Here is a 22,130-nt window from a genome sequence, read left to right on the forward strand (position 1 = left end):
CAAACAAACCTTTTCCGCAGCGGAAAAACCCTTTTCCGGAGCGGACGGCATTTACATTCATACATATTTTCGGCAAACGCGATTTTCCGCCAACAAGAATATCGAACCGATATCAACGAAAACTCAACCGGGATGACGAGAAACGAGCGGATTCGATTTACACCGATACAGCGAATTTCGATATCTCGCGCGCGAATTCATCGCCCGGGCCACTCCGGCTCTTCAAATCATTAAATCGGAAATAAAGTCCGAAACCCGCGAAATCGGCTCGGCACATTTTTCCGCTCCGTTTTGTCGAGTGCGGACAACACCGCCGCGCAGCCGTCACTACGCCCGGGCGACAAGCCCACACGCGCCGCACGGAATCCTCACAATCGAGGTTGCCGTCGGCATATAATTTTTTGCAACAATCGTGCAGATAGCACTGCCCCCGACCTGACAGGCCACTCCTTCCCACGCGTTCGCAACCATGCCATCCCGCCTGCCCAGTCCGGCATCGCCTCGCATCACGCCGGATCTCGCTGGCGCGCATATCCTCATCGTCGACGATCGGCCGAACGACCTGCGGCTCCTGACCGAAATCCTGCGCACCGCGCAGTGCCGGATCAGCGTCGCGTTCGACGGGCTGCAGGCCTATCACCGCGCGCAAGCGATCGCGCCCGACCTGATCCTGATGGACGTGCGCATGCCGCGCATGGACGGTTTCGCCGCGAGCCGGCTGCTGGCGTCCACACCGTCCACGCAATCCATTCCGGTCATCATCCTGACGGCCGCGGGCGACCTCGAGGATCGGATCGCGGGGCTCGAAACGGGTGCGATCGACTACATCGTCAAGCCGTTCGAGCCGGCGGAAGTCATCGCGCGGGTTCGCAATCACCTGAAGCGCGTGCGACGCAGCCAGCCGTTCGCGCACCTGCCCGAATTGCCCGACAACCCCGATGCGGCGCTCGTGCGCGCGGCGAGCGACGTGCTGCTGCGCAACCTGCGCCATCCGCCGGCGCTCGAGGATCTCGCGAAACAGGTGGGCACGCACGAGAAGCGGCTGTCCCGCGTATTCCGCGATCATCTCGGCCAGACCGTATTCGAGTACCTGCGCGACACGCGCCTGCGCGCCGCGATGCACTTCCTGGCGGAAACGTCGATGGGGATCGGCGACATCGCCGAGGAAATCGGCTTTTCCACGCCCGGCAATTTCGCGACGGCGTTCCGCGAACGCTTCGGCATCACGCCGTCCGACTGGCGGCGCCAGCGCCACGCGGTCGACGCGCCGGCCGCACCGGCGGGGCGCCACGGCGATGCGTAGGCAATACGCGGCATGGACGGCCGGGTGTCGCGCGGTGCTCCTGCTGCTCGCGGCGCTGGCCGTCACATGCGCGACGGCCCGCGCCGCGACGACGCCGAACGCCGCGGGACTCGAAGCCGTATCGGTTTTCGAGGACGCCGCCGCGACGCTGTCCGTCGACGCGGTCGCCGCCCGGCTCGCCGACCCGGCCCGCCACGCAGCCACGGCAACCGCGCCCTCGTTCAACGTGACGTTTTCGCGCTCGGCATGGTGGGTGCGCGCGACGCTGGTCAACCGCGACAGCGAGACGCGCCCGCTGGTGCTCGCGATTCGCGATGCGCGCGTCGACCGGGCCGACTTCTATGTCGCGCCGCACGGCCAATGGATGCTCGAGCGCAGCTTCCCGGCCGATCGCGGCGATGCGCGCGACGCGCCGTCGCGCTACCCGACCCTCGACGTCACGCTGCGCGCGGGCGAACGGCTTCCCGTGCTGATCCGCATCACGTCGCGCAAGGAAATGCGGCTCGCGCCGGTCGCGTTCACCCGCGACGCGTGGACCGCGCAGGAATTACACGCGTCGATGTGGAACTTCGGCTTCTTCGGCGGGTTGCTCGCCCTCGTCTGGTGTGCGCTGCTGATCGGCTTTTTCTCGCGCAGCGGCGTGTTCCTCGTGCTGGCCGTGCTGACCCTGAACACCGCGCTGTTCGAGGCCGCGTATCGCGGCTATCTCGCGATGGCCCTGTCGCCCGGCGCGCGCGAGTGGTCGACGCGCGGCGAAACGATCTTCGTGTACCTGTCGGTCGCGTGCTTCATCGTGTTCATCCTGATGGTCGCGCATCGCGAGAAGGCGAGGATGCCGATGCGCGCGGTGTACGTGGTGTTTCTCGCGCTCGAATGCGCGGGAATCGCCGGCGCGGCGTTCGGCGATCTGGCGACCTTCGCCCGGTTCTGCCTGTGGCTGAACACCGTGCTCGCGATCGTGAACATCAGCCTGGCGCTGACGCTCGTGATCCGGCGCACGCCGACGGCCCGCGTGATGTTGATCGCGGTGGCGTTCGCGACGTTCAACATGCTGATCCGCATGCTCGACGGCCGCGATGCGCTGCCGCCGCTGCTGTCGTGGATCCGGTCCGACGTCTTTCCGAACCCCGTCATCGCGATCATCGGGCTCGCGACGCACCTGCTGGTGCTGGCCGCGTGGATCCACCACGTGGGCCGGCAGCGCACCGAGGCGCGCAAGCGGCTCGAGCACTGGCAGCTCACCGAGCAGGACCGGCTGCGCGACGAAGTCGCGCGGCGCACGGTGGCGCTCAACGATGCATTGCAGCAGTCGAGGACGCACATGCAGCAGAAGATCGAGACGCTCGGCTATGTCAGCCACGACCTGCGCGCGCCGCTGTCGACGATCAACGGCTATGCGAAGCTGCTGCTGGAAGGCGCGACGCACGGCCAGGCGCGGCTGATCCGGTCGATCGACCGCAGCATCCGCTACCAGCTCACGCTGATCGACGAATTGCTCGCGTTCACGAAGGCCGAACTCCAGCCGCTCGGCGTCGCGCCCGACCGCACCGACCTGCCCGGGCTGCTGGACGACATCGGCCACTACGCGGTCGCGCTGTGCGCGCAGCAGGACAACCGGTTCGTCTACCAACCCGTCACGCCGCTGCCGCGCACGGTGCTGATCGACGGTATCCGGCTGCAACAGGTGCTGCTGAACCTGTTGTCGAACGCATCGAAATTCACGCGCAACGGCACGGTCACGCTGTCGGTTCACGCGGCGCGCGAAGGCGATGCATGGCGCCTGCTGTTCGAGGTGGCCGATACGGGCATCGGCATCGACATCGGCGCGACCGCCGACATCTTCCGCGCGTACCAGCAGGTGCAGGCCGTGAACGGCGGCACCGGGCTCGGCCTGTTCATCGCGCAGCGCATCGTCGCCGCGATGGGCGGCGAGCTGGCCGTCGCGAGCCAGCCGGGCGTCGGCACGACGTTCTCGTTCGCGGTCGTCGCGCCGGCCCTCGGCCATGCGCTCGCGCCGGCGTCGGGGCTCGTCAGGCGGTTCGATCCCGCCGACGAAGCGGCGCCGGCCAGCGCCGCGCCCGCGATGCGCAGCCCGCCCGCCGATGCGCTCGCCGAACTGATCGTGCTCGCCGGCGAAGGCCGGCTGACCGATATCGAGGAATGGCTCGGCCGGTATGTGGCCGAGCCGGATCATGCGCCGTTCGTGCAGGAAATGCGCGAGCACCTCGATGCGCTGGATCTGCACGCAATCGAAAAACTGGCCGGTTCGCTGAAGCGCACGCGCGTCGCGGATACGTCGTTCGACACCGAGGCAGACGCGACCGGGCCGGCCTGACGGCGCGGGCGGCCATGCTCGCCGGCCGCGCATCGGCCACGCCCGTCACCGGACCATCGCGCTTCATTTCGCACTCTCCGCGCAAGGGTGGCCGGGCGCGCTACGACCGCCGCATCGTCGAGACCAGCGCGACGTCCTCTTCGGGCGGCGCCGGCCGCGCGGGCGCGGCATCGCGCGCCGGCCGCCGCGCGCCGAGGCCGGTGCCGCCGGTGCGCCGCCGCGTCGCGTGCCGCTCGATGACCCGCTGCAGCACGCAGAACACACACAGCAGCGCACCGATCACGATCCGCGTCCACCACGAACTCAGCGTGCCGTCGAACGTGATCAGCACCTGGATCGTGCCGAGGATGCCGACTCCGAACACCGAACCGATCACGTAGCCCACGCCGCCCGTCAGCAGCGTGCCGCCGATCACGGTCGCGGCGATCGCGTCGAGCTCCATTCCCTGCGCCTGCAGCCCGTAGCCCGACAGCACGTACAGCGTGAACACCACGCCGCCGAGCGCCGAACAGAAGCCGCTCAGCGCATAGACGCCGATCTTCGTGCGCGCGACCGGCAAGCCCATCAGCAGCGCCGAGCGTTCGTTGCCGCCGACCGCATACACGTTGCGGCCGAAGCGCGTGAAATGCGCGACGTAGATCGCGACGGCCAGCGTCGCGAGCGCGATCAGCGCGCCGGCGCTCAGCGTGCCGCCGCCGACCGGCACGCTGATGCCCGCGATCGCATGGAACGCCGGCGCGTTGATCGTGATCGACTGCGTCGTGATCAGGAAGCACGCACCGCGCGCGAGGAACATCCCGGCGAGCGTGACGATGAACGGCTGCAACCGGAAATAGTGGATCAGCGCGCCCATCGCCGCGCCATACAGCGCGCCGAACGCGAGCACCAGCGGCACGATCACCCACACGGGCCAGTGCAGCCGTTCGGCGCCGACCGCGCAGAAGATCGTTGTCAGCGCAACGACGGAGCCGACCGACAGGTCGATGCCGCCCGACACGATCACGAACGTCATGCCGATCGCGACGATCAGCAGGAACGCGTTGTCGACGAGCAGCCCGGTCAGCACCTGCATCGAGAAAAAGCCCGTGTACATCACGGACCCGAAGCCGAACAGCGCGACGAACAGCACGATCGTCACGACGATCGGCAGCGTGCGCGGATCGGCGAGGCGGCCAAGGATACGGGTCATCGCGGCGTCGCTCCGGTGGTGGTGGCGCGCGATCGCGCGAAAGGCAGCAGCCGCGACGCGTGCCGCACCAGCAGCGCGCGCGCCGCGTCCGACTGGATCAGCGTCACGACGATCACGACGACCGCCTTGACGACGAGCGTCGCCTCCGGCGGCACGCCGATCGAATAGGTCGTGTAGGTCAGCGTCTGGATGATCAGCGCGCCGAGCACCGAGCCCGCGAGGCTGAAGCGGCCGCCGAGCAGCGACGTGCCGCCGAGCGTGACCGCGAGGATCGCGTCGAGCTCGAGCAGCAGCCCGGCGTTGTTGCCGTCGGCGCTGCGCACGTTCGAGCTCGCGAGAATGCCCGCGAGCGCCGACATCACGCCGGAGCACAGATACACGCCGAACACGATCGCGCCCGAGCGTAGCCCGACGAGCCGCGTCGCGACCGGGTTCACGCCGATCGCGCGAATGAACAGCCCGAGCGCCGTGCGGTTCACGAGCAACGCGATCGCGCCGATCGTCGCGACGGCGATCCACACCGCGCACGGCACGGTCGCGAGATAGCCGCCGCCGAGCGCGAGATAGCCGGGCGCGCCGATCGGGATGATCTGGCCGCCCGTCAGCAGTTGCGCGACGCCGCGCCCGGCCACCATCAGGATCAGCGTCGCGATGATCGGCTGCATCCCGACGAACGCGACGAGCAGCCCGTTCCACGCGCCGGCCAGCAGCCCGACGCCGAGCGCCGCGGCCAGCGCCGCGCCGACCCGCGACGGGTCCGCCTCGAGCACGGTCGCGGCCGCGGCGCCTGCGATCGCGACGATCGCGCCGACCGAGATGTCGATGCCGCGCGTCGCGATCACGAGCGTCATCCCGAGCGACACGATCACGAGCGGCGCCGCGCGATTCAGGATGTCGATCGGCGCGCCGAACAGGTGGCCGTCGAGCAGCACGATCGACAGGAAGCCCGGACGATGCGCGACGTCCAGCGCGAACAGCAGCGCGAGCGTCAGCACCGGCCACGCGAGCGGATGACGAAACAGCGTGCGCAAGCGCGTCATGACTGACCTCCCGCGATCAACCGGTAAACCTGCTCCTCGGACGCATCGGCGCCCGTCAATTCCGCGACCTTGCGCCGGTCGCGCAGCACCGCGATCCGGTGGCTCACGCGCACGACCTCGCCGATCTCCGACGAGATGAACAGGATCGCCAGCCCCTGCGCGCACAACGCCAGCACGCGCTCCATGATGTCGAACTTCGCGGCGACGTCGATGCCGCGCGTCGGCTCGTCGAGAATCAGCAGCTTCGGGTCCGTCGCGAGCCAGCGCGCGAGCAGCACCTTCTGCTGGTTGCCGCCCGACAGCAGCCCGATCGGCTGCTCCGCGTCGCGCGCCTTGATGCCGAGCCGCGCGATATACGTGTCGGCGATCTCGCGCTGGCGCGCCCGCCCGATCAGCCGCCACCAGCCGCGCCGCGCCTGCAGCGCGAGCACGATGTTCTCGCGGATCGACAGCGCGGCGACGATGCCCTCCTTCTTGCGGTCTTCCGGGCAGTACGCGATGCCGTTGCGCACCGCGTCGTGCGGCGACGCGAGCCGCTTGCGCGCGCCGTCGATCTCGATCGCGCCGGTATCCGGGCGCGCCGCGGCGAACGCCAGTTGCGCGGTTTCGGTGCGGCCCGAGCCGAGCAGCCCGGCCAGCCCGACGATCTCGCCGGGGCGCACGTCGAGATCGAGCGCGCTCATCATCCCGCGCCGGCCGACCTGCCGCATCGACAGGAACGGCGCGGCGGCCGCGGCGTCACGCTCGACCGCCGCCGCGCCCGCCTGCAGCGTATCGGACATGCGTTCGCGGCCGGTCATCTTCGCGACCAGCACGTCGACCGGCAGGTCGCGCGCGAGGTATTCGCCTTCGCGCTCGCCGTTGCGCATCACGGTGATCCGGTCGGACACCGCATAGGTCTGCTCGAGAAAATGCGTGACGAACAGGATCGCGATGCCGGACGCCTTCAGCCGCCGCAGCACGTCGAACAGCCGCGCGACCTCGCCGTCGTCGAGGCTCGAGGTCGGCTCGTCGAGAATCAGCACGCGTGCGTCGACCGACACCGCGCGCGCGATCGCGACCATCTGCTGCACGGCGATCGGATACGCGTCGAGCGAGCGCGTGACGTCGAGCGACAGGTCGAGTTCGGCGAGCGCCGCCCGCGCACGCGCGTGAATCGTGTTCCAGTCGATCGCGCCGCGCCGCATCGGCTGCCGGCCCGCGAAGATGTTCTCCGCGACCGACAGGTTCGCGCACAGGTTGACTTCCTGGTAGAGCGTCTGGATCCCGGCCGCCTCCGCCTCGCGCGGCGCGGCGAAATTCACCGGCGCGCCGCCGACGCGAATCTCGCCCGCATCGTGCGCATGCACGCCGGTGAGCACGTTGATCAGCGTCGACTTGCCCGCGCCGTTCTGGCCCATCAACGCGTGGATCTCACCCGGAAACAGCCGGAAATCGACGCGCTGCAGCGCGCTGACACCCGGAAACGACTTGTCGATGCCGATCATCTCGACCACCGGCGGACTCTGCATGCAGCCTCCCTCGAAGCGTCGCCGGACGGCGGCCGCCAGGCCGCCGCCCGTGCGGACAGGTCAGTACTTCCGGGTCGGCAGCACCTGCGCCGCGACGTTCATCGGGAACACCGTCTCGTTGGTCACGATGCGCTTGGGCACCGGCTTGCCGGCGACGACGTCCTTCACCGCGCTCATCAGTTGCGGCCCGAGCAGCGGGCTGCATTCGACGTCGACGTTGATCTTGCCCGCGATCATCGCCTGGAAGCCGCCCTTGGTCGCGTCGAACGACACGACGCTCACGTCCTTGCCGGGCTTGATCCCGGCTTCCTCCATCGCCTGGATCGCGCCGAGCGCCATGTCGTCGTTGTGCGCGTAGACGACGTTGATCTGCTTGCCGTAGGTCTTCGCGAACGCTTCCATTACCTGCTTGCCGCCGGCGAGCGTGAAGTCGCCGCTCTGCGATGCGATCACCTTGAATTTCGGATTGTTCTTGATCACTTCGAGCAGGCCCGCGCGGCGGTCGTTGGCCGGCGCGGAGCCGACCGTGCCCTGCAGCTCGACGATGTTGACCGGGCCCGGATCGTTCTTGTAGCGCTCTTCCATCCAGTGGCCCGCGCGCCGCCCTTCCTCGAGGAAGTCGGAGCCGATCATCGTCACGAACAGCGACGGATCCTTCACGTCGACCGCGCGATCGGTCAGGATCACCGGGATATGCGCGGCCTTCGCCTCGGTCAGCACGGGCTCCCAGCCCGATTCGACGACCGGCGAGAACGCGATCACGTCGACCTTCTGCGCGATGAACGAGCGGATCGCGCGAATCTGGTTCTCCTGCTTCTGCTGTGCGTCGGAAAACTTCAGGTTGATGCCGGCGTCCTTCGCCGCACTCTTCACCGACACGGTGTTCGCGGTGCGCCATGCGCTTTCAGCGCCGACTTGCGAGAACCCGAGCGTGATCGGCTTTTGCTGCGCGTGCGCGCCGCCTGCCAGCACCGTCGCCGCGGCGACGATCGCGCCTGCCGCCAGCTTCCTGATGAATGTCATGGTCCGTCTCCGATGATGTCGTTGTGTGCCGCGGCGCTGTTGTGTTTCTGCGTGGCGCTGGCGCGGATCGGGCTGCGCCGGCCGGCGTGTCCGGCCGGCGCGGTATACATGCCCCGCATCAGTCTAGGAACAAGTCCGATAACCTTCCAATGAAATGTTGGATTGGGCTGATATCGGAATCGGCATACGTATAAACACCTAACCGCGCTGGCCGCCCCGCGCGGAGCGGCGCACGGTTCTTGCTCCTTCGCCATGGCTGTTCGCACCCCATGCCGGACGCCCGCCCTTCACGCGAACCCAAGGAGACAAGCATGATCGCTGCACGTGAACGCGGGTCGCCGCGCACCGCCGCCGGCTCCCGTCGGCGCCCCGCGGCATGAAGCAGCACGCTTCAGGCACGGTCGCCGCACTGCGCCATGTCGACGACCGCCACCCCGGCTACACGCGCCGCCGGCTGCGCAACGGCTTCGCGTACTACGCGCAGGACGGCACGCGCATTCGCGATGCCGCGGAAATCGCCCGCATCGACGCGCTCGCGATCCCGCCCGCCTATACCGACGTGTGGATCTGCGCGGATCCGCTCGGCCATCTGCAGGCGACGGGCCGCGACGCACGCGGGCGCAAGCAGTATCGCTATCACCCGCAGTGGCGCGCGACCCGCGATGCGAACAAGTATGCGCGGATGGCCGCGTTCGCGCGGGCGCTGCCGCGCATCCGCGCGCGCGTCACGCGCGATCTGGCGTTGCCGGGCATGCCGCGCGACAAGGTCGTCGCGACGATCGTCCGCTTGCTCGACACGACGCTCGCGCGGATCGGCAACGCGGAATACGCGCGCGAAAACGGCTCGTACGGGCTGACGACGCTGCGCAAGCGCCATTTGAAGATCCAGCCCGGCCGGGTGCGCCTGCGCTTCGCCGGCAAGAGCGGGATCGAACACGACGTGACGGTCGACGACGCGCGGGTCGCGCGGATCGTGCGGCGCTGCGCGGAGCTGCCCGGTCACGAGCTGTTCCAGTATGTGGACGACGACGGCGTACGCCATCCGGTCGGGTCGTCCGACGTGAACGACTACCTGCGCGAGGCCGGCGGCGCCGATTTCACCGCGAAGGATTACCGGACGTGGGCCGGCAGCGTGCACGCGCTGGGATTGTTGCGGCGCACGCCGCATCGCGGCGTCACGCATGCGCGCAAGCAGATCGTCGAGACCGTGCGCGCGGTGGCTGACCTGCTGCGCAACACGCCGGCCGTCTGCCGGCGCTGCTACATTCATCCGGCCGTGCTCGACGCGTTCGAGTCCGGCGCGCTCGCCACGCTCGCGGTCCGGCGTACGCCGCGCGGCCTGCGCGCGGACGAAGCGGCGTTCGTCGCGTTGCTGGTTTCCGCCAGCAGGCGCGCGGCGAGATGAGCATGCACTTCGGGCCGAGGCCCGACCACGCGCGACCGGCGCGGCTGCCCGCGTGTCGTTTACCACCGGGTTCCGGGCGCATGACCGATAGCCGCTCGCGCGCGTTTCTCTAAACTGGTTCGCACAACACGCCTGCCCGGTGTCGCCCGCTGCGCGCGTCACGCCACCGGCATCGAGGCATCCCCGAGATATCCGCCTTCGCTGTCCGTCGGCCCGCACGGCCCCGCTGCGCGCCTGCCGGTTGCCAAGGCAATTCCAGGAGCGTTCATTGAGTTCATCGCAAGCGCACCCCGCGAAAGCCCGGTCTTCGCGCAAGGCCCTCAAGCTGGATGACGTCACGATCGTCGACCCGGCCGTCCTCAAGCGCGCGGTTGGCGCGATGGCGTTCGGCAATGCGATGGAATGGTTCGACTTCGGCGTCTACAGCTATATCGCCGTCACGCTCGGCAAGGTGTTCTTCCCGTCCAGCAGCCCGTCCGCGCAGTTGCTCGCCACCTTCGGCACGTTCGCGGCCGCGTTCCTCGTGCGCCCGCTCGGCGGCATGGTGTTCGGCCCGCTCGGCGACCGCATCGGCCGCCAGCGCGTGCTCGCCGCCACGATGATCATGATGGCCGTCGGCACCTTCGCGATCGGCCTGATCCCGAGCTATGCGTCGATCGGCATCATGGCCCCGATCCTGCTGCTCGTCGCCCGCCTCGTGCAGGGCTTCTCGACCGGCGGCGAATACGGCGGCGCCGCCACCTTCATCGCCGAGTTCTCGACCGACAAGCGCCGCGGCTTCATGGGCAGCTTCCTCGAGTTCGGCACGCTGATCGGCTATACGCTCGGCGCGGCCACGGTCGCGCTGTTGACGGCCACGCTGTCGCAGGAAGCGCTGCTGTCGTGGGGCTGGCGCGTACCGTTCTTCATCGCCGGCCCGCTCGGCCTCGTCGGCCTCTACGTGCGGCTCAGGCTGGAGGAAACGCCGGCATTCAAAAAGGAAGCCGAAGCACGCGAGGCGGACGAGCGCGCGCGGCCGAAGCAGCGCTTCGCGACGCTGCTCGTCGAACAGTGGAAGCCGCTGCTGCAATGCGTCGGCCTCGTGCTGATCTTCAACGTGACCGACTACATGGCGCTGTCGTATCTGCCGAGCTACCTGTCGGCGACGCTGCACGTGCGCGAATCGCTCGGGCTCTTCATGGTGCTGCTCGTGATGGTGCTGATGATGCCGATGACGCTCTACGCCGGGCATCTGTCGGACAAGGTCGGCCGCAAGCCGGTGATGATGGCGGGCTGCGTGGGCCTGCTCGCGCTGTCGGTGCCGGCGCTGATGCTGATCCGCACCGGCGGCATGCTGCCGATCTTTGGCGGGATGCTGATCTACGGCATCCTGCTGTCGACGTTCACCGGCGTGATGCCGTCGGCGCTGCCCGCGCTGTTCCCGACGCGGATCCGCTACGGCGCGCTCGCGATCGGCTTCAACGTGTCGGTGTCGCTGTTCGGCGGCACGACGCCGCTCGTCACCGCATGGCTCGTCGATCGCACCGGCGACCTGATGATGCCCGCGTACTACCTGATGGGCGCGTCGTTCATCGGCATCGTGTCGGTGCTCGCGCTGCGCGAGACCGCGCGCCAGCCGCTGCCCGGTTCCGGGCCGTGCGTCGCGAGCCGCGCGGAAGCGTTGAGCCTCGTGCGCGGCGGGGCCGACGAAGCGCGTGTGCGCGATCGCAAGTTCACGCCGGTCAGCGAGCGCGCGTGACGCGGATCGATGCGACGCCGCGCGGCCTGCGCGGGCGTCGCCGTTCGCGCGATCGTCAGTTCGCCTGCAGTTGCTGCGCGTCGAACCAGTCGAGCAGCGCGCGCGTGACGAACGCGGGATTTTCCAGGTTCGAGATATGGCCGGCGTCGGGCACCAGCGTATGCGCACAGCCGATCACGTTCGCCATCTTCACGGTTTCCGACGGCGGGCGCGCCATGTCGCCCGCGCCGCACATCAGCAGCGTGCGCGCGGCATCGAGTTCGGCGAGTGCCGCGAGCGTGTCGGGCCGGCCGAAAATCAGCCGGCCGAGCGGCGCGATCGATTGCCGCAGCCGGTCGGCGGGCAGGTTCGCGAGCGCTTGGCGAAACGCGGCCGGCACCGGGCCCTCCAGATTGACGTCCGGCCGGAAGAACAGCGGCACGATCGCGTCGAGCAACGGCGGCGCGATGCGGCCCGCGGCCTCGATCGCATCGAGCATCGCGAAATAGCGGGTGCGCGTCGCATCGGGCTCGGCTTCGAGCGACGCGTCCATGATCACGAGCGAGCGCACGCGCCGCGGCTCGCGCAATGCGAGCCGCGCGCCCCACATGCCGCCGACGCTGAGCCCGACGACCGCGCACTGTTCGATGTCCAGCGCGTCGAGCAGCGCGCTCGCGTGCGCGGCGAGGTCGTCGAGCGTGTGCGTGCCTTGCGGCAGCGCGCCCGATTCGCCGTGCCCCCACAGGTCCGGCACGATCACGCGATACCGGCTCGACAGCGCATCGATCTGCGGCGCCCACATCGTGGCGTCCCACAGATAGCTGTGCCCGAGCAGCACCGGAAACCCGGTGCCATGATCGTGGTAATGCAGGGTACTGCCTTGAATGCGCTGTGCGGGCATGCTGCCTCCGGAGTGTCAGGGCTCGGCGGCAGCCCGGAAACGGGCGCCGCGATGGCGGCGTTCTGTGACGAACGCGAAGCGGCGCATCATCGCACAATTTGCAGCGGCTGCGCATGACGCCGCGCACCGCGCATTCGCCGTGCCGCGCTATCCGACGCGATACATCGGCAGCACGTTGCTGCCGGCCGTGTCGTGCTCCGACACGAGCGGATGGCACGCTTGTTCGAGCAGCCAGTTGGTCAGCACCGCGATATCGAATTCGTTGCAAGCATCGGGGTTCTGCACGAGCACATAGCTGCCCGATGCAACGGTGCAATGCGGGAACAGCTCGACGAGCCGCCCCTGCTTCAACAGCCCGTCGACCAGCGGCCGCCTTCCGATCGCGATGCCGTGCCCGTCGACCGCCGCCTGGATCAGTTGATCGTACTGGCTGAAGTGCAGCGCGCCGGCCGGCCGCAGCCGCGGCACGCCGAGTTCCTTCAGCAATTGGCTCCACCCGTGCCACGGCCATTCGCCGCGCGGGTCGTCGAGATGCAGCAGCACGTGCTTGTCGAGGTCGGCCGGCTTCATCGACGCGGCGTCGCCCGCCGCCGTCATCAGGCTCGGGCTGCATACGGCCACGACACGCTCGCGAAACAGCACGTCCGTATCGTCGGTCGACGTATACGGGCCGGCATAGCGCACGGCCAGATGCAAACGTTTGCGCTTGAGATCTTCGATTTCGCTCGTGGCCGACACGCGCACGTCGATGTCCGGATAGCTTGCGCGGAACGAACCGAGACGCGGAATCAGCCACAGCGCGGCGAACGAGACGGTGGTCGACAACGAGATGGCGCGCTGGCCGACACTCGACGACAGCTTGCCGACCACGGATTCGAGATCGGACAACGCGAACGAGATCGCGTCGTACAACTCGCGCCCCTTGTCGGTCAACGTCAGCGAACGAATGTGCCGATGAAAGAGCTCGATCCGGAGCTGCTCCTCGAGCGCCTTGACCTGGCGGCTCACGGCCGACTGCGTGACGTTCAGTTCCTGCCCCGCACGCGTGAAGCTCAAATGGCGCGCCGCGCATTCGAAGCCTCTCAGGAAATCCAGCGAAGGCAAACTTCTCAATCTCTTTGCCAATCTCACATTAGCCATACCGCCGCCTCAAAGTTGCACCCACCGACAGGCAAGTTGCCGTTCGTCTCCCTGAATCGTCTCTCCTATTTGGATTCTGAAACGATTTTATAGTGAAAGCACGGATGCATTCCATTCTTATTTTCAATCGTGACACTTGTATTTATCTATCGAATTTCGTTGCATCGATATTTTCTTACACAAATATTATCGGGTAGTGATTTTGTAAATCGATATGCAAGTGAATGGAAGGCTCAAAAACAGCGGTAAAACTCTCGCCAAAACAGGCATTTACCGGCGAAATCCGCCGCTGCCGCGGCGATTGCTTCACACCGGAAAAGCTGGCCCCCGACGCATACAATTCAATTTCAATCAGCCGACTATTCATTTTGTTTTCCGGATTGCGAAAAAACAAACCGCCCGCAACGGACGAACAAAATGCCTTTTAAATCCGGAATTCAACGTTTATTGAAAAATACTAAACACACGACATTCAAGCTTGCCATGCGGGTTCAAGAAACTGATGAGCCGATTATTTCCGGATACGAATAACCCGCCGGCCGGCAATGCCGGTCAGCGTGCATCGGGTTCGCCTGTCGGCCGGAATCCGGGGGCCGGGGGTCGCCGTGCCGCGCGAGGACCGATTCACTACGCGTTGCCCGGCACCCCATTCGCCCGCGCCGTCACTTCGCGGCGATAGCGGTTCAGCTCCTGCGCGGTGGCGAACGTGCGCTCGAACAGGATCGACAGGTTGTGCAGGATCCGCTCGACCACCTTCTTCTCCCACTCGCCGTCGAAACGGATCTGGTCGTCGAGCCAGCGCTCGAGCCATTCCGGATCCGGCAGGCGCGATTGCACGGTGTCGCGCGGGAACAGCGCCTGGTTCACGTGCAGGTTGGTCGGGTGCAGCGGCTTCTCGGTGCGGCGCGCCGACGCCATCAGCACGCCGATCTTCGCGAAGGCCGCACGTGCGACGTCGCCGCAGTTGTTCAGCGCCTTCTTCATGTAGCGCAGGTACGCGCCGCCATGACGCGCCTCGTCGCGCGAAATCGTTTCGTAGATCTGCTTGATGACGGGCTCGGTGTGCCAGTCGGCCGCGCAGCGGTACCAGTGGTTCAAGCGGATCTCGCCGCAGAAGTGCAGCATCAGTGTCTCGAGCGGCGGCGCCGGATCGAACTGGAAGCGCACCGCGTGCAGTTCCTCCTCGGTCGGCACCAGCTCCGGCTTGAAGCGGCGCAGATATTCCATCAGCACGAGCGAATGCTTCTGCTCCTCGAAGAACCACACGCTCATGAACGCGGAAAAGTCGCTGTCGTGCTGGTTGTCGCGCAGGAACATTTCCGTCGCGGGCAGCGCCGACCATTCGGTGATCGCGTTCATCTTGATCGTCTTCGCCTGCTCGTCGGTGAGCAGCGAAGCGTCGAACCTGTCCCACGGAATGTCCTTCTCCATGTCCCAGCGGACAGCTTCGAGCGACCTGAAAAGTTCCGGATAGAGCATCGTCGTCACCGTCGTCGCCATGCAATCCGCACCGGCGCTCATGCCGACTGCGTCGACGCCGGCGCGGCGGCTTCCGCATCGGGCTCGCGATCGTCCCGATCGTCGTCCACCGAACGCGGCGCGAGCCGGCCGCGCAGCAACGCATGGTAGAACTGCCGATACGAGCGGTGGTAATAGCGGATGCGCGGCGCGATCGCGCCATGCAGGTCGTGCAACCGCTCGATCGGCAGGTTCGGCATCATGTGATGCTCGACGTGATAGTTGTTGCCGTTCGTGAACCACGTCATGAACGCGTTGCTCTCGATCGTCCGCGTGTTGCGGAACGGGTCGGTGCTCGTCAGGTCGCAGCGGTAGTGCTCGGGCATCTCGACCAGCGCGTGCACGGGCGCCGCGACGAACACGAGCGGGACGACCCACACCCAGACGACGAACCACGTGTGCAGCACGGACGACAGCACCGCGAGCAGCGCGATCGCGGCCGCCATCAGCAGGTAGTCGCGGCGGATCGCGCGCGACACGAGCGCATTGTCGCCGAAGCGCGCGCCCGGCACGACGAGCTTCACGACGTTCCTCGCGAACTGGATATAGTGCGCGGCCATCGACAGCCGCCACATCCACAGCCCGACATTGACGACGGGGCTCGCGCCGTACTGGTCGCCGTAGTCGAAGAACTCCTTGTTCTCCGGCGTGCCGAGCAGCCGGTGATGGCGCAGGTGGCTGTCCTGGTATGCGTGGAACGACACGAGCATCGGCATGCCGAGCAGCACGCCGAACACCATGTTCAGGCGCTTGCTGCGGAATCCCTGGTAATGCAGCGCCTGGTGCTGCAGCTCGACGCCGTGCGCATACATCGCACCGATCAGCAGGATGCCGATCGCCTTCAGGATCACGAGCGCCGACAGCGCGAACATCATCCCGTGCGCGACGAGCGCAACGTATACAACCAGCTTCAGCGAGAAGACCACGCCGCTCGGGCGGCTCTTCATGTCTGTAACCGGTTTCGGCCGGGCGACAAGCGATGAGGTGACGGACAAGACGCTCTCCTTGGGCCGGGCTGCCCGGCACGATGACGCGGCGACGCTGGCGCGCTGCCGGGTTGCCATTCTTCTGTGAGTCGATGTTTCGGACAAACGAATTTTCCGAACGCATTGCATGACGCCCGCGCATGAGCGCACCACATCGTGAACTAGACGACCGGTCGAATGAGACCGACCAGTCACCTCGTGGATGCGTGCCGCTCATGCATAGCCTGCATAGATTCCGTTTGTCGCCGCCGATCGATCCGGCAAGAATCCTCCTCACTCGACGAACGGCGCCGCCGGCACCGCGGCGGGAGCGGCCGTGTTCCTCAAGGGGAGAACCCTCGTGACGAAGTACGCATCCACCATTCATCGCCTGATCGAATCGCTCGAGGACGTCGCGGGCGCCATGCATCGCATGACGTTCGTCGACGATGCGGGCCGCGAAGCGGGCATCACGTACCGGCACTTCGCGCAAGAGGTGTTTCGCCAGGCCGGCGCGCTGCGCGAGCTCGGCGTGCGCGAGAACGATCTCGTGATGCTGGCGCTGCCCGCGTCGGTCGAGCACGCTGCCGTGATGATGGCCTGCGTGATGACGGGCGCACTGCCCTGCACCGTGCCGGTTCCCGTGCGGCGGCCAACGGCCGCGCGGCAGGTGGCGGACGTCGCGTGCGAGCTGTACCGGCCGCGCCTCGTCATCGCCGCGGATGCGCAGGCCGCGGCCTGGCGCGACGACGCGTTTCCGGCGACCGCCACGCGCGTCGTCGATCTCGCGACGCTGTCGAGCGCCGCGGATGCCGGCGCGCGCGCCCCAATCAGCGCGAAGAGCGGCCACGATCCGCATCATGTCCAGCTCACGTCGGGTTCGACGTCGCATCCGAAAGCCGCGGTGCTGAGCCACGAGAACGTGATCGCGAACGTGCTCGGCATCGGCGGGTCGGTGCGCTTCGATATCGCGGCCGGCGACGGCACCGCGTCGTGGCTGCCGCTCTATCACGACATGGGGCTGCTCACGCTGCTGTCCAATCTGCATTACCGTGCGCCGCTGCTGATGATGCAGCCGAACAGCTTCATCCGGAATCCGCTCGGCTGGCTGAAGCGCATCGCATCGGCACGCGCGACGACGACGTCCGTGCCGACCTTCGCGCTGCGCTACTGCGTGCGCCGCTTCAATGCCGCCGCGATGGACGGCGTCGATCTGTCCGCGTGCCGCAACATCTTCATCGGCGGCGAACGCGTGGACGACGCGACGCTGCGCGATTTCGCCGCGACGTTCGCGCCGTACGGGCTGGCGGCGTCGGCGCTGCAACCGTGCTACGGGATGGCCGAATCGACGCTCGCGGTATCGATGCATCGTGCATGGCACGAAGGCGCGGTTGAAGGCGCACCGTACGTGATCACCGATACGCTCGACCGGCGCGCGCTGATCGAGCGCCGCGACGCGCAGCCTGCCGCCGCGAACGACGGGCGCGAGACGGAGACCGAAACGGTGCTCGCGATGGGCACGCCGATCGACGGGATGGCGTTCTGCATCCTCGACGACGGCGACCATGCGCTGGGCAACCGCGCGGTCGGCGAAGTCGCGATCCGCGGCACGTCGGTGATGCTCGGCTACCTGAATCCCGACGACGGCACGATCGCCGCGCCGCTGACGGCCGACGGCTGGTTCCGCACCGGCGACATCGGCTACGTCGCGGACGGCCAGCTGCATATCCTCGGCCGCAAGAAGGAAGTCATCATCATTCGCGGCAGCAACTATTTCCCGCACGAGATCGAGGAAGCGCTCGCGTCGCACAGCGCGCTGCGCAAGAGCACGTGCATCGCGTTCGGCCTGCCCGACCCCGAAACCGGCACCGAGCGGCTGGTGGTCGCGATCGAGGCACGGCCCGTCGACGCGACGCCGCAAACGCGTACCGAGTGCCAGCAGTTGCTCGCGTCGCGCATCGGCTTCGCCGCGCAGGATTTGTGTTTCGTCGAGCCCGGCTCGCTGCCGCGCACGACGAGCGGCAAGCTGCAACGCCTGAAATGCCGCGATCTCTATGCGAACGGCGCGTTGCCCGTGATCGCCGCATCGGCCGCCGTCGCCGAAGCCGGCCAGGGAGCGTTCGCATGACGCCCGCGTCGCTTTCGCCGGTGCTCGAGCTACGCGACGTCACGCGCGTGTACGAGGGCGCGGGCCGTGTCGTCGCGGTGCGCGGCGCGACGATCTCGATCGCCCCGCGCGACGTCGTCGCGCTCATCGGCCCGTCGGGCAGCGGCAAGAGCACGCTGCTGAACCTCGCAGGCTTTCTCGACGTGCCGAACAGCGGCGAACGCTGGCTCGAAGGCCGCCGGATCGACGACGCGCCGGGCACGCTCGAACGGATTCGCCGCGAACGCATCGGCTTCGTGTTCCAGCAATTCAACCTGATTCCGGTGATGTCGGCGCTCGAGAACGTCGAGCTCGGCTGCTTCGCGTGGGGCACGCCGCGCACGCGGCGCGAACGCGCGCGCGCGATGCTCGACGCGGTGGGGCTCGCCGCGCGCGAACGGCATCGCCCAGGCGAGCTGTCCGGCGGCGAGCAGCAGCGCGTCGCGCTGGCCCGCGCGCTCGCCAAGGAGCCGGCGATCGTGATCGCGGACGAGCCGACCGCGAGCCTCGACAGCGCCAACGCGCGGGCGGTCGCCGAGTTGATCCTCGACACCAACCGCACACTGGGCACCGCCTTTCTGATTGCGTCGCACGACGATCGTCTGTGTGCGCACCTGCCGCGCCGCATCGAGATGCGCGACGGCGTACCGGGAGTGAATCGTGAACTGGTCGACGTTTGCGTGGCGTAACCTCTGGCGCAACAAGCGCCGCACCGTGCTGACGATGGCGATGATCGGCGTCGCCGCGTTCGCGTCGAGCCTCGCGCTCGGCTACGTGATCGCGACCTTCGACGCGGTGCGCGAAGGGTCGATCGACAGCGGCGTCGGCCATGTGCAGGTGCTGCACCACGGCTATCTCGACCTGATCGGCGAGCGGCCGCTGCAGTACGGGCTGACCGCCGACGAGCAGGCCGCCGCCACGCAGGCGATCGCAAAGCTGCGCGGCGTCGCGACGACCGCACGCGGCATCGACTTCGACGGCCTCGTGTCGAACGGCGACCTCAGCTACGGTTTCGTCGGCGAAGGCATCGAGCCGAACCGCGAGCCGCCCGGCTTCTTCGACTATCACACGGTGCTGTCGGGCCGCTACCTGTCGCCGACGAATGCCGGCACCGAAGTCGTCGTCGGCGCGGAACTCGCGCGCAAGCTCGGCGTGCACGTCGGCTCGGTCGTGCAGTTGATGGCGTCGACCGCGCACGGCGGCATCAACGCGACCGACGCGCAGATCGTCGGCGTGATGAGCACCGGCAACAAGGACGTCGACGAACGGATCGTCGACGTGACGTTCACGGCCGCGCAGGCGCTGCTGCGCACCGACCGCGCGTCGCGCATCGCGGTGTTCCTCGACGACACCGCCGGCACGCCGGCCGCCGCCGCGACGCTGCGCGCCGCGCTGCCGACGCTCGACGTGCGGACCTGGGATCAGCTCGTGTCGCTCTATCACCAGGTCGTCGCGCTGTACAAGAACCAGTTCTCGGTGTTCGGCGCGATCCTGTGCGTGACGATCCTGCTGTCGATGAGCAACTGGATCTTGATGAGCATCGTCGAACGCCGCCGCGAGATCTCGACGCTGCGCGCGCTCGGCGTGCCGGCCGCGACGGTGCGCGGCGTGCTGATCCAGGAAACCGCGCTGCTCGGCCTGCTCGGCGCGGCCGCCGGCATCGCGCTCGCGCTGCTGACGATGGTCGCGCTCAATCACGCGCAGATCCACCTGCCCGCGCCGCCCGGCCGCGTGAAGCCGATCCTGCTCGAATTCACGGTGTCGCCCGCCGCCGTGGCCGCCGTCGAAGCCGCGTTCGTCGTGCTCGGCGTGGCCGCGGCGCTGCTCGCGACGCTCGGTCTCGCGAAACGCAACATCCTCGAAGGACTCGCCCCATGAATCGCATTCGCCTGACGTTCGCCGCGCTCGTCGCGTGCGCGCCGCTCGCCGCGCAGGCGGCCGACACGCCGACGGCCCAGACCATGCTCGCCCGTGCCGACGCGTACCGCAGCACGGCCGCCGATACGCAGACCAACATCGAGATCACCAACGAGGTCGGCGGACAGTCCGGCGACGCGACGCGCTATCTCGTCTACACGCGCGGCAACGGCGACACGCTCGCGCTGACGCGCAGCGGCGAGAACGACGGCCAGAAGTACCTCGCGACGACGCGCGGGCACTGGTTCTACGTGCCGAACACGCGCAGCGCGGTGCGCATCAACGGGATGCAGCGGCTGCAGGGCGAAGTCGTGATCAGCGACATCACGCGCACGCACTGGGCGGACAGCTATCGCGCGACGGCCGCCCCCGGCACGACCACGATCGCCGGCAAGCCGGCCACCGAGCTCGACCTGAGCGCGACCGATCCCGACAACGTCTATCCGACGATCAAGCTGTGGGTCACGCCCGACACCGACGTGCCGGTGCGCGCGCAGTTCTTCCTCGCGAGCGGCCTGCTGTTTCGCAGCGCCGATTTCTCCGCGCCGGTCGACGCGAACGGCCGCAAGGTGATCCGCAAGATCACCTATCGCAACGAGGTCGAGAAGCAGCGCGCGAGCGTCGTCGACATCCTCGACGGTCAGCCGCGCAAGATTCCGTCGGGCTGGTTCAACCCCGACACGCTCGCCGATGGCCAGTGAGTACGACGCCGATGCCGATGCTCATCGTGACCGCCTCCGCTCATCACCCGATCGCGCCCGCCGCGGCTGGCCCGGTGTCGCGCTCGCGATCCCGCTCGCGCTCGGCTGCACGCTCGCGCATGGAGAATCGCTGATGGACCAGCTCGGCACGCTCAACGGCATCGGCTACGCGCGCTCCGTCGACAGCATGGACGGCCGCGCATTGCTCGGCCGCCTGATCGGCGACTCGCCGCGCGACCAGCAGGAAGCCGGGCTGCTCGCGCGCATCGACGGCGAGAACCTGTTCGCGAATGCGCGCGTCGTCGCGAGCAACCATTCGCTCGGCGCGCAGGCAAGCCGCTTCAACGAAGCCGGCGTGCGCTACGCGTTCGACAACGGCATCACGCTCACGGCCGGCAAGCGGATCGACGCGCTCGACACGTCGCAGGCGTTCTTTCCGCTCGGCTTCTTTCAGAAACGGGCCGCGACGGCCGACATCTACGATCGCTACGGCGACGTCGAAGGCACGCCGCTCGTCGAAGCGAAATGGGCGGGCGAGCAGACCACGCTGCAGTTCATTGCCGGCGAGAACCGCACTCTGCGCAACGACGTCGACAACCGCGACGTAGCCGGCGCGACGCAGCTCGTGCGCGGCGCCTACAATGGGTCGGGCGGCTCGGCCGCGCTGCTCGCCGGCCGTCACGCGGGCCGCGGCGGCGTCGGCGCGACGCTGTCGTTCGACGTCGCGCGCTCGAACACCGTCTACGCGAGCGCGTGGGTCGAACGCGGCACGACGCGGCCGCTGCCGGCCTTCATCGCGAACGGTACGCCGCTCGATTCGGCGGCGGCCTACGACGCCGTCGATCGCCGCAACGACCGCCAGTACATGTGGCGCAGCGCGGTCGGCATGCAGAGCGCGCTGCCCGGCAACCTGTCGCTGATCGTCGAGTGGTCGCACGACGAAGCGCGTTACGACGCAAGCCAGTGGCGCCGGATGGTCGGCGCGGCGCAGGCGAACAACGCGCTGCTGCCCGTCGCGCCCGGCGTCGCGCTGGCCGGCCTCGGCGGCACGGCCAACTTCGTGAGCGTCGACGGCAACCTGCGCGACTACCTGTTCGCGCGGCTCGGCAAGAAGATCGGCCGCGTCGAGTATTCGCTGCGCGGCGTCTATTCGCCGCAGGACAAGGGCCTGCTCGCGATCGCGCAGATCGTCGCCGACGTGAACAAGCGCGTGAGCGTCGATGTCGCCGTGTCGCACGCGTTTTCCGACAGCAATTCCGAGTACCGGATGGTCGGTCTCGGCACCCGCATCGACGCCGCCGTGCGCGTGCGTTTCTGAC

The 22,130-nt window shown here is 67.9% G+C and carries 18 protein-coding genes; 10 read left to right on the top strand and 8 right to left on the bottom strand.

Annotated features, from left to right (window positions below; genetic code table 11):
* Positions 1–469: 469 nt before the first annotated feature.
* Together KPB06_RS09885 and KPB06_RS09890 are read left to right on the top strand one after the other, a co-directional pair.
* A complete protein-coding gene (locus KPB06_RS09885) occupies positions 470–1,303 on the top strand; it encodes a response regulator transcription factor (protein WP_059583794.1) in 834 nt (277 codons plus the stop codon).
* Positions 1,296–3,638, top strand: coding sequence for a sensor histidine kinase (locus KPB06_RS09890; protein ID WP_275905499.1), 2,343 nt, complete (start codon positions 1,296–1,298; stop codon positions 3,636–3,638). Before KPB06_RS09885 ends, KPB06_RS09890 begins: the two co-directional genes overlap by 8 nt.
* Before the next feature lie 100 nt (positions 3,639–3,738).
* On the opposite strand, the gene yjfF is transcribed toward KPB06_RS09890, so the two are convergent.
* From yjfF to KPB06_RS09910, 4 genes are read right to left on the bottom strand one after another with little or no spacing between them, the layout of a single operon-like run.
* Complete coding sequence (gene yjfF, locus KPB06_RS09895; RefSeq protein WP_059637829.1) at positions 3,739–4,827, bottom strand: galactofuranose ABC transporter, permease protein YjfF; 1,089 nt, start codon at positions 4,825–4,827, stop codon at positions 3,739–3,741.
* On the bottom strand, positions 4,824–5,867 hold the full coding sequence (locus KPB06_RS09900) for an ABC transporter permease (RefSeq protein ID WP_059583798.1): 1,044 nt from the start codon (positions 5,865–5,867) through the stop codon (positions 4,824–4,826). The genes yjfF and KPB06_RS09900 overlap by 4 nt, the downstream gene beginning before the upstream one ends.
* The gene (locus KPB06_RS09905; RefSeq protein ID WP_059637831.1) at positions 5,864–7,378 is read right to left on the bottom strand and encodes a sugar ABC transporter ATP-binding protein; all 1,515 of its coding nucleotides are present in this window, start codon (positions 7,376–7,378) and stop codon (positions 5,864–5,866) included. The genes KPB06_RS09900 and KPB06_RS09905 overlap by 4 nt, the downstream gene beginning before the upstream one ends.
* 60 nt (positions 7,379–7,438) lie before the next feature.
* Positions 7,439–8,401: an ABC transporter substrate-binding protein gene (locus KPB06_RS09910; protein WP_275905498.1), complete on the bottom strand. Its 963-nt coding sequence runs from the start codon at positions 8,399–8,401 to the stop codon at positions 7,439–7,441.
* A gap of 376 nt (positions 8,402–8,777) precedes the next feature.
* Between KPB06_RS09910 and KPB06_RS09915 the strand changes: the two genes are divergently transcribed.
* Both KPB06_RS09915 and proP read left to right on the top strand, forming a co-directional pair.
* Entirely contained in the window at positions 8,778–9,806 is a 1,029-nt protein-coding gene (locus KPB06_RS09915) for a DNA topoisomerase IB (RefSeq protein WP_124657561.1), read from the top strand.
* Positions 9,807–10,074: 268 nt separating this feature from the next.
* Positions 10,075–11,544 (top strand): glycine betaine/L-proline transporter ProP, encoded by a 1,470-nt coding sequence (proP, locus tag KPB06_RS09920; RefSeq protein ID WP_089466232.1) that lies wholly within the window; start codon positions 10,075–10,077, stop codon positions 11,542–11,544.
* A gap of 55 nt (positions 11,545–11,599) precedes the next feature.
* Here the strand turns inward: proP and KPB06_RS09925 are convergent, their stop codons facing one another.
* Together KPB06_RS09925 and KPB06_RS09930 are read right to left on the bottom strand one after the other, a co-directional pair.
* Positions 11,600–12,424, bottom strand: a complete 825-nt coding sequence (locus KPB06_RS09925; RefSeq protein WP_060010738.1) for an alpha/beta fold hydrolase — start codon at positions 12,422–12,424, stop codon at positions 11,600–11,602.
* 147 nt (positions 12,425–12,571) lie between these two features.
* On the bottom strand, positions 12,572–13,564 hold the full coding sequence (locus KPB06_RS09930) for a LysR substrate-binding domain-containing protein (RefSeq protein WP_059583808.1): 993 nt from the start codon (positions 13,562–13,564) through the stop codon (positions 12,572–12,574).
* Positions 13,565–13,788: 224 nt separating this feature from the next.
* Here KPB06_RS09930 and KPB06_RS09935 point away from each other — a divergent pair, with 224 nt between their 5' ends.
* On the top strand, positions 13,789–13,992 hold the full coding sequence (locus KPB06_RS09935) for a hypothetical protein (protein WP_146075244.1): 204 nt from the start codon (positions 13,789–13,791) through the stop codon (positions 13,990–13,992).
* A 199-nt stretch (positions 13,993–14,191) separates the two neighbouring features.
* On the opposite strand, the gene KPB06_RS09940 is transcribed toward KPB06_RS09935, so the two are convergent.
* Positions 14,192–15,052 (bottom strand): ferritin family protein, encoded by an 861-nt coding sequence (locus KPB06_RS09940; RefSeq protein ID WP_060967486.1) that lies wholly within the window; start codon positions 15,050–15,052, stop codon positions 14,192–14,194.
* A 29-nt stretch (positions 15,053–15,081) separates the two neighbouring features.
* Positions 15,082–16,029, bottom strand: a complete 948-nt coding sequence (locus tag KPB06_RS09945; RefSeq protein WP_275905497.1) for a fatty acid desaturase family protein — start codon at positions 16,027–16,029, stop codon at positions 15,082–15,084.
* Between the two features lie 379 nt (positions 16,030–16,408).
* Here KPB06_RS09945 and KPB06_RS09950 point away from each other — a divergent pair, with 379 nt between their 5' ends.
* Genes KPB06_RS09950 through KPB06_RS09970 form a run of 5 tightly spaced genes read left to right on the top strand, consistent with a single transcriptional unit; the run spans position 16,409 to position 22,129 of the window.
* A complete protein-coding gene (locus KPB06_RS09950; protein ID WP_275905496.1) occupies positions 16,409–18,175 on the top strand; it encodes a fatty acyl-AMP ligase in 1,767 nt (588 codons plus the stop codon).
* Positions 18,172–18,882, top strand: coding sequence for an ABC transporter ATP-binding protein (locus KPB06_RS09955; protein WP_089465921.1), 711 nt, complete (start codon positions 18,172–18,174; stop codon positions 18,880–18,882). Before KPB06_RS09950 ends, KPB06_RS09955 begins: the two co-directional genes overlap by 4 nt.
* A complete protein-coding gene (locus KPB06_RS09960) occupies positions 18,854–20,071 on the top strand; it encodes an ABC transporter permease (RefSeq protein ID WP_275905495.1) in 1,218 nt (405 codons plus the stop codon). The genes KPB06_RS09955 and KPB06_RS09960 overlap by 29 nt, the downstream gene beginning before the upstream one ends.
* Positions 20,068–20,811 (top strand): outer membrane lipoprotein-sorting protein, encoded by a 744-nt coding sequence (locus KPB06_RS09965; protein ID WP_124861355.1) that lies wholly within the window; start codon positions 20,068–20,070, stop codon positions 20,809–20,811. The genes KPB06_RS09960 and KPB06_RS09965 overlap by 4 nt, the downstream gene beginning before the upstream one ends.
* Positions 20,801–22,129, top strand: coding sequence for a hypothetical protein (locus KPB06_RS09970; protein WP_275905494.1), 1,329 nt, complete (start codon positions 20,801–20,803; stop codon positions 22,127–22,129). Before KPB06_RS09965 ends, KPB06_RS09970 begins: the two co-directional genes overlap by 11 nt.
* Position 22,130: the final 1 nt, after the last annotated feature.

The sequence above is a fragment of the Burkholderia semiarida genome (assembly GCF_029268935.1).
Lineage (GTDB): Bacteria > Pseudomonadota > Gammaproteobacteria > Burkholderiales > Burkholderiaceae > Burkholderia > Burkholderia semiarida.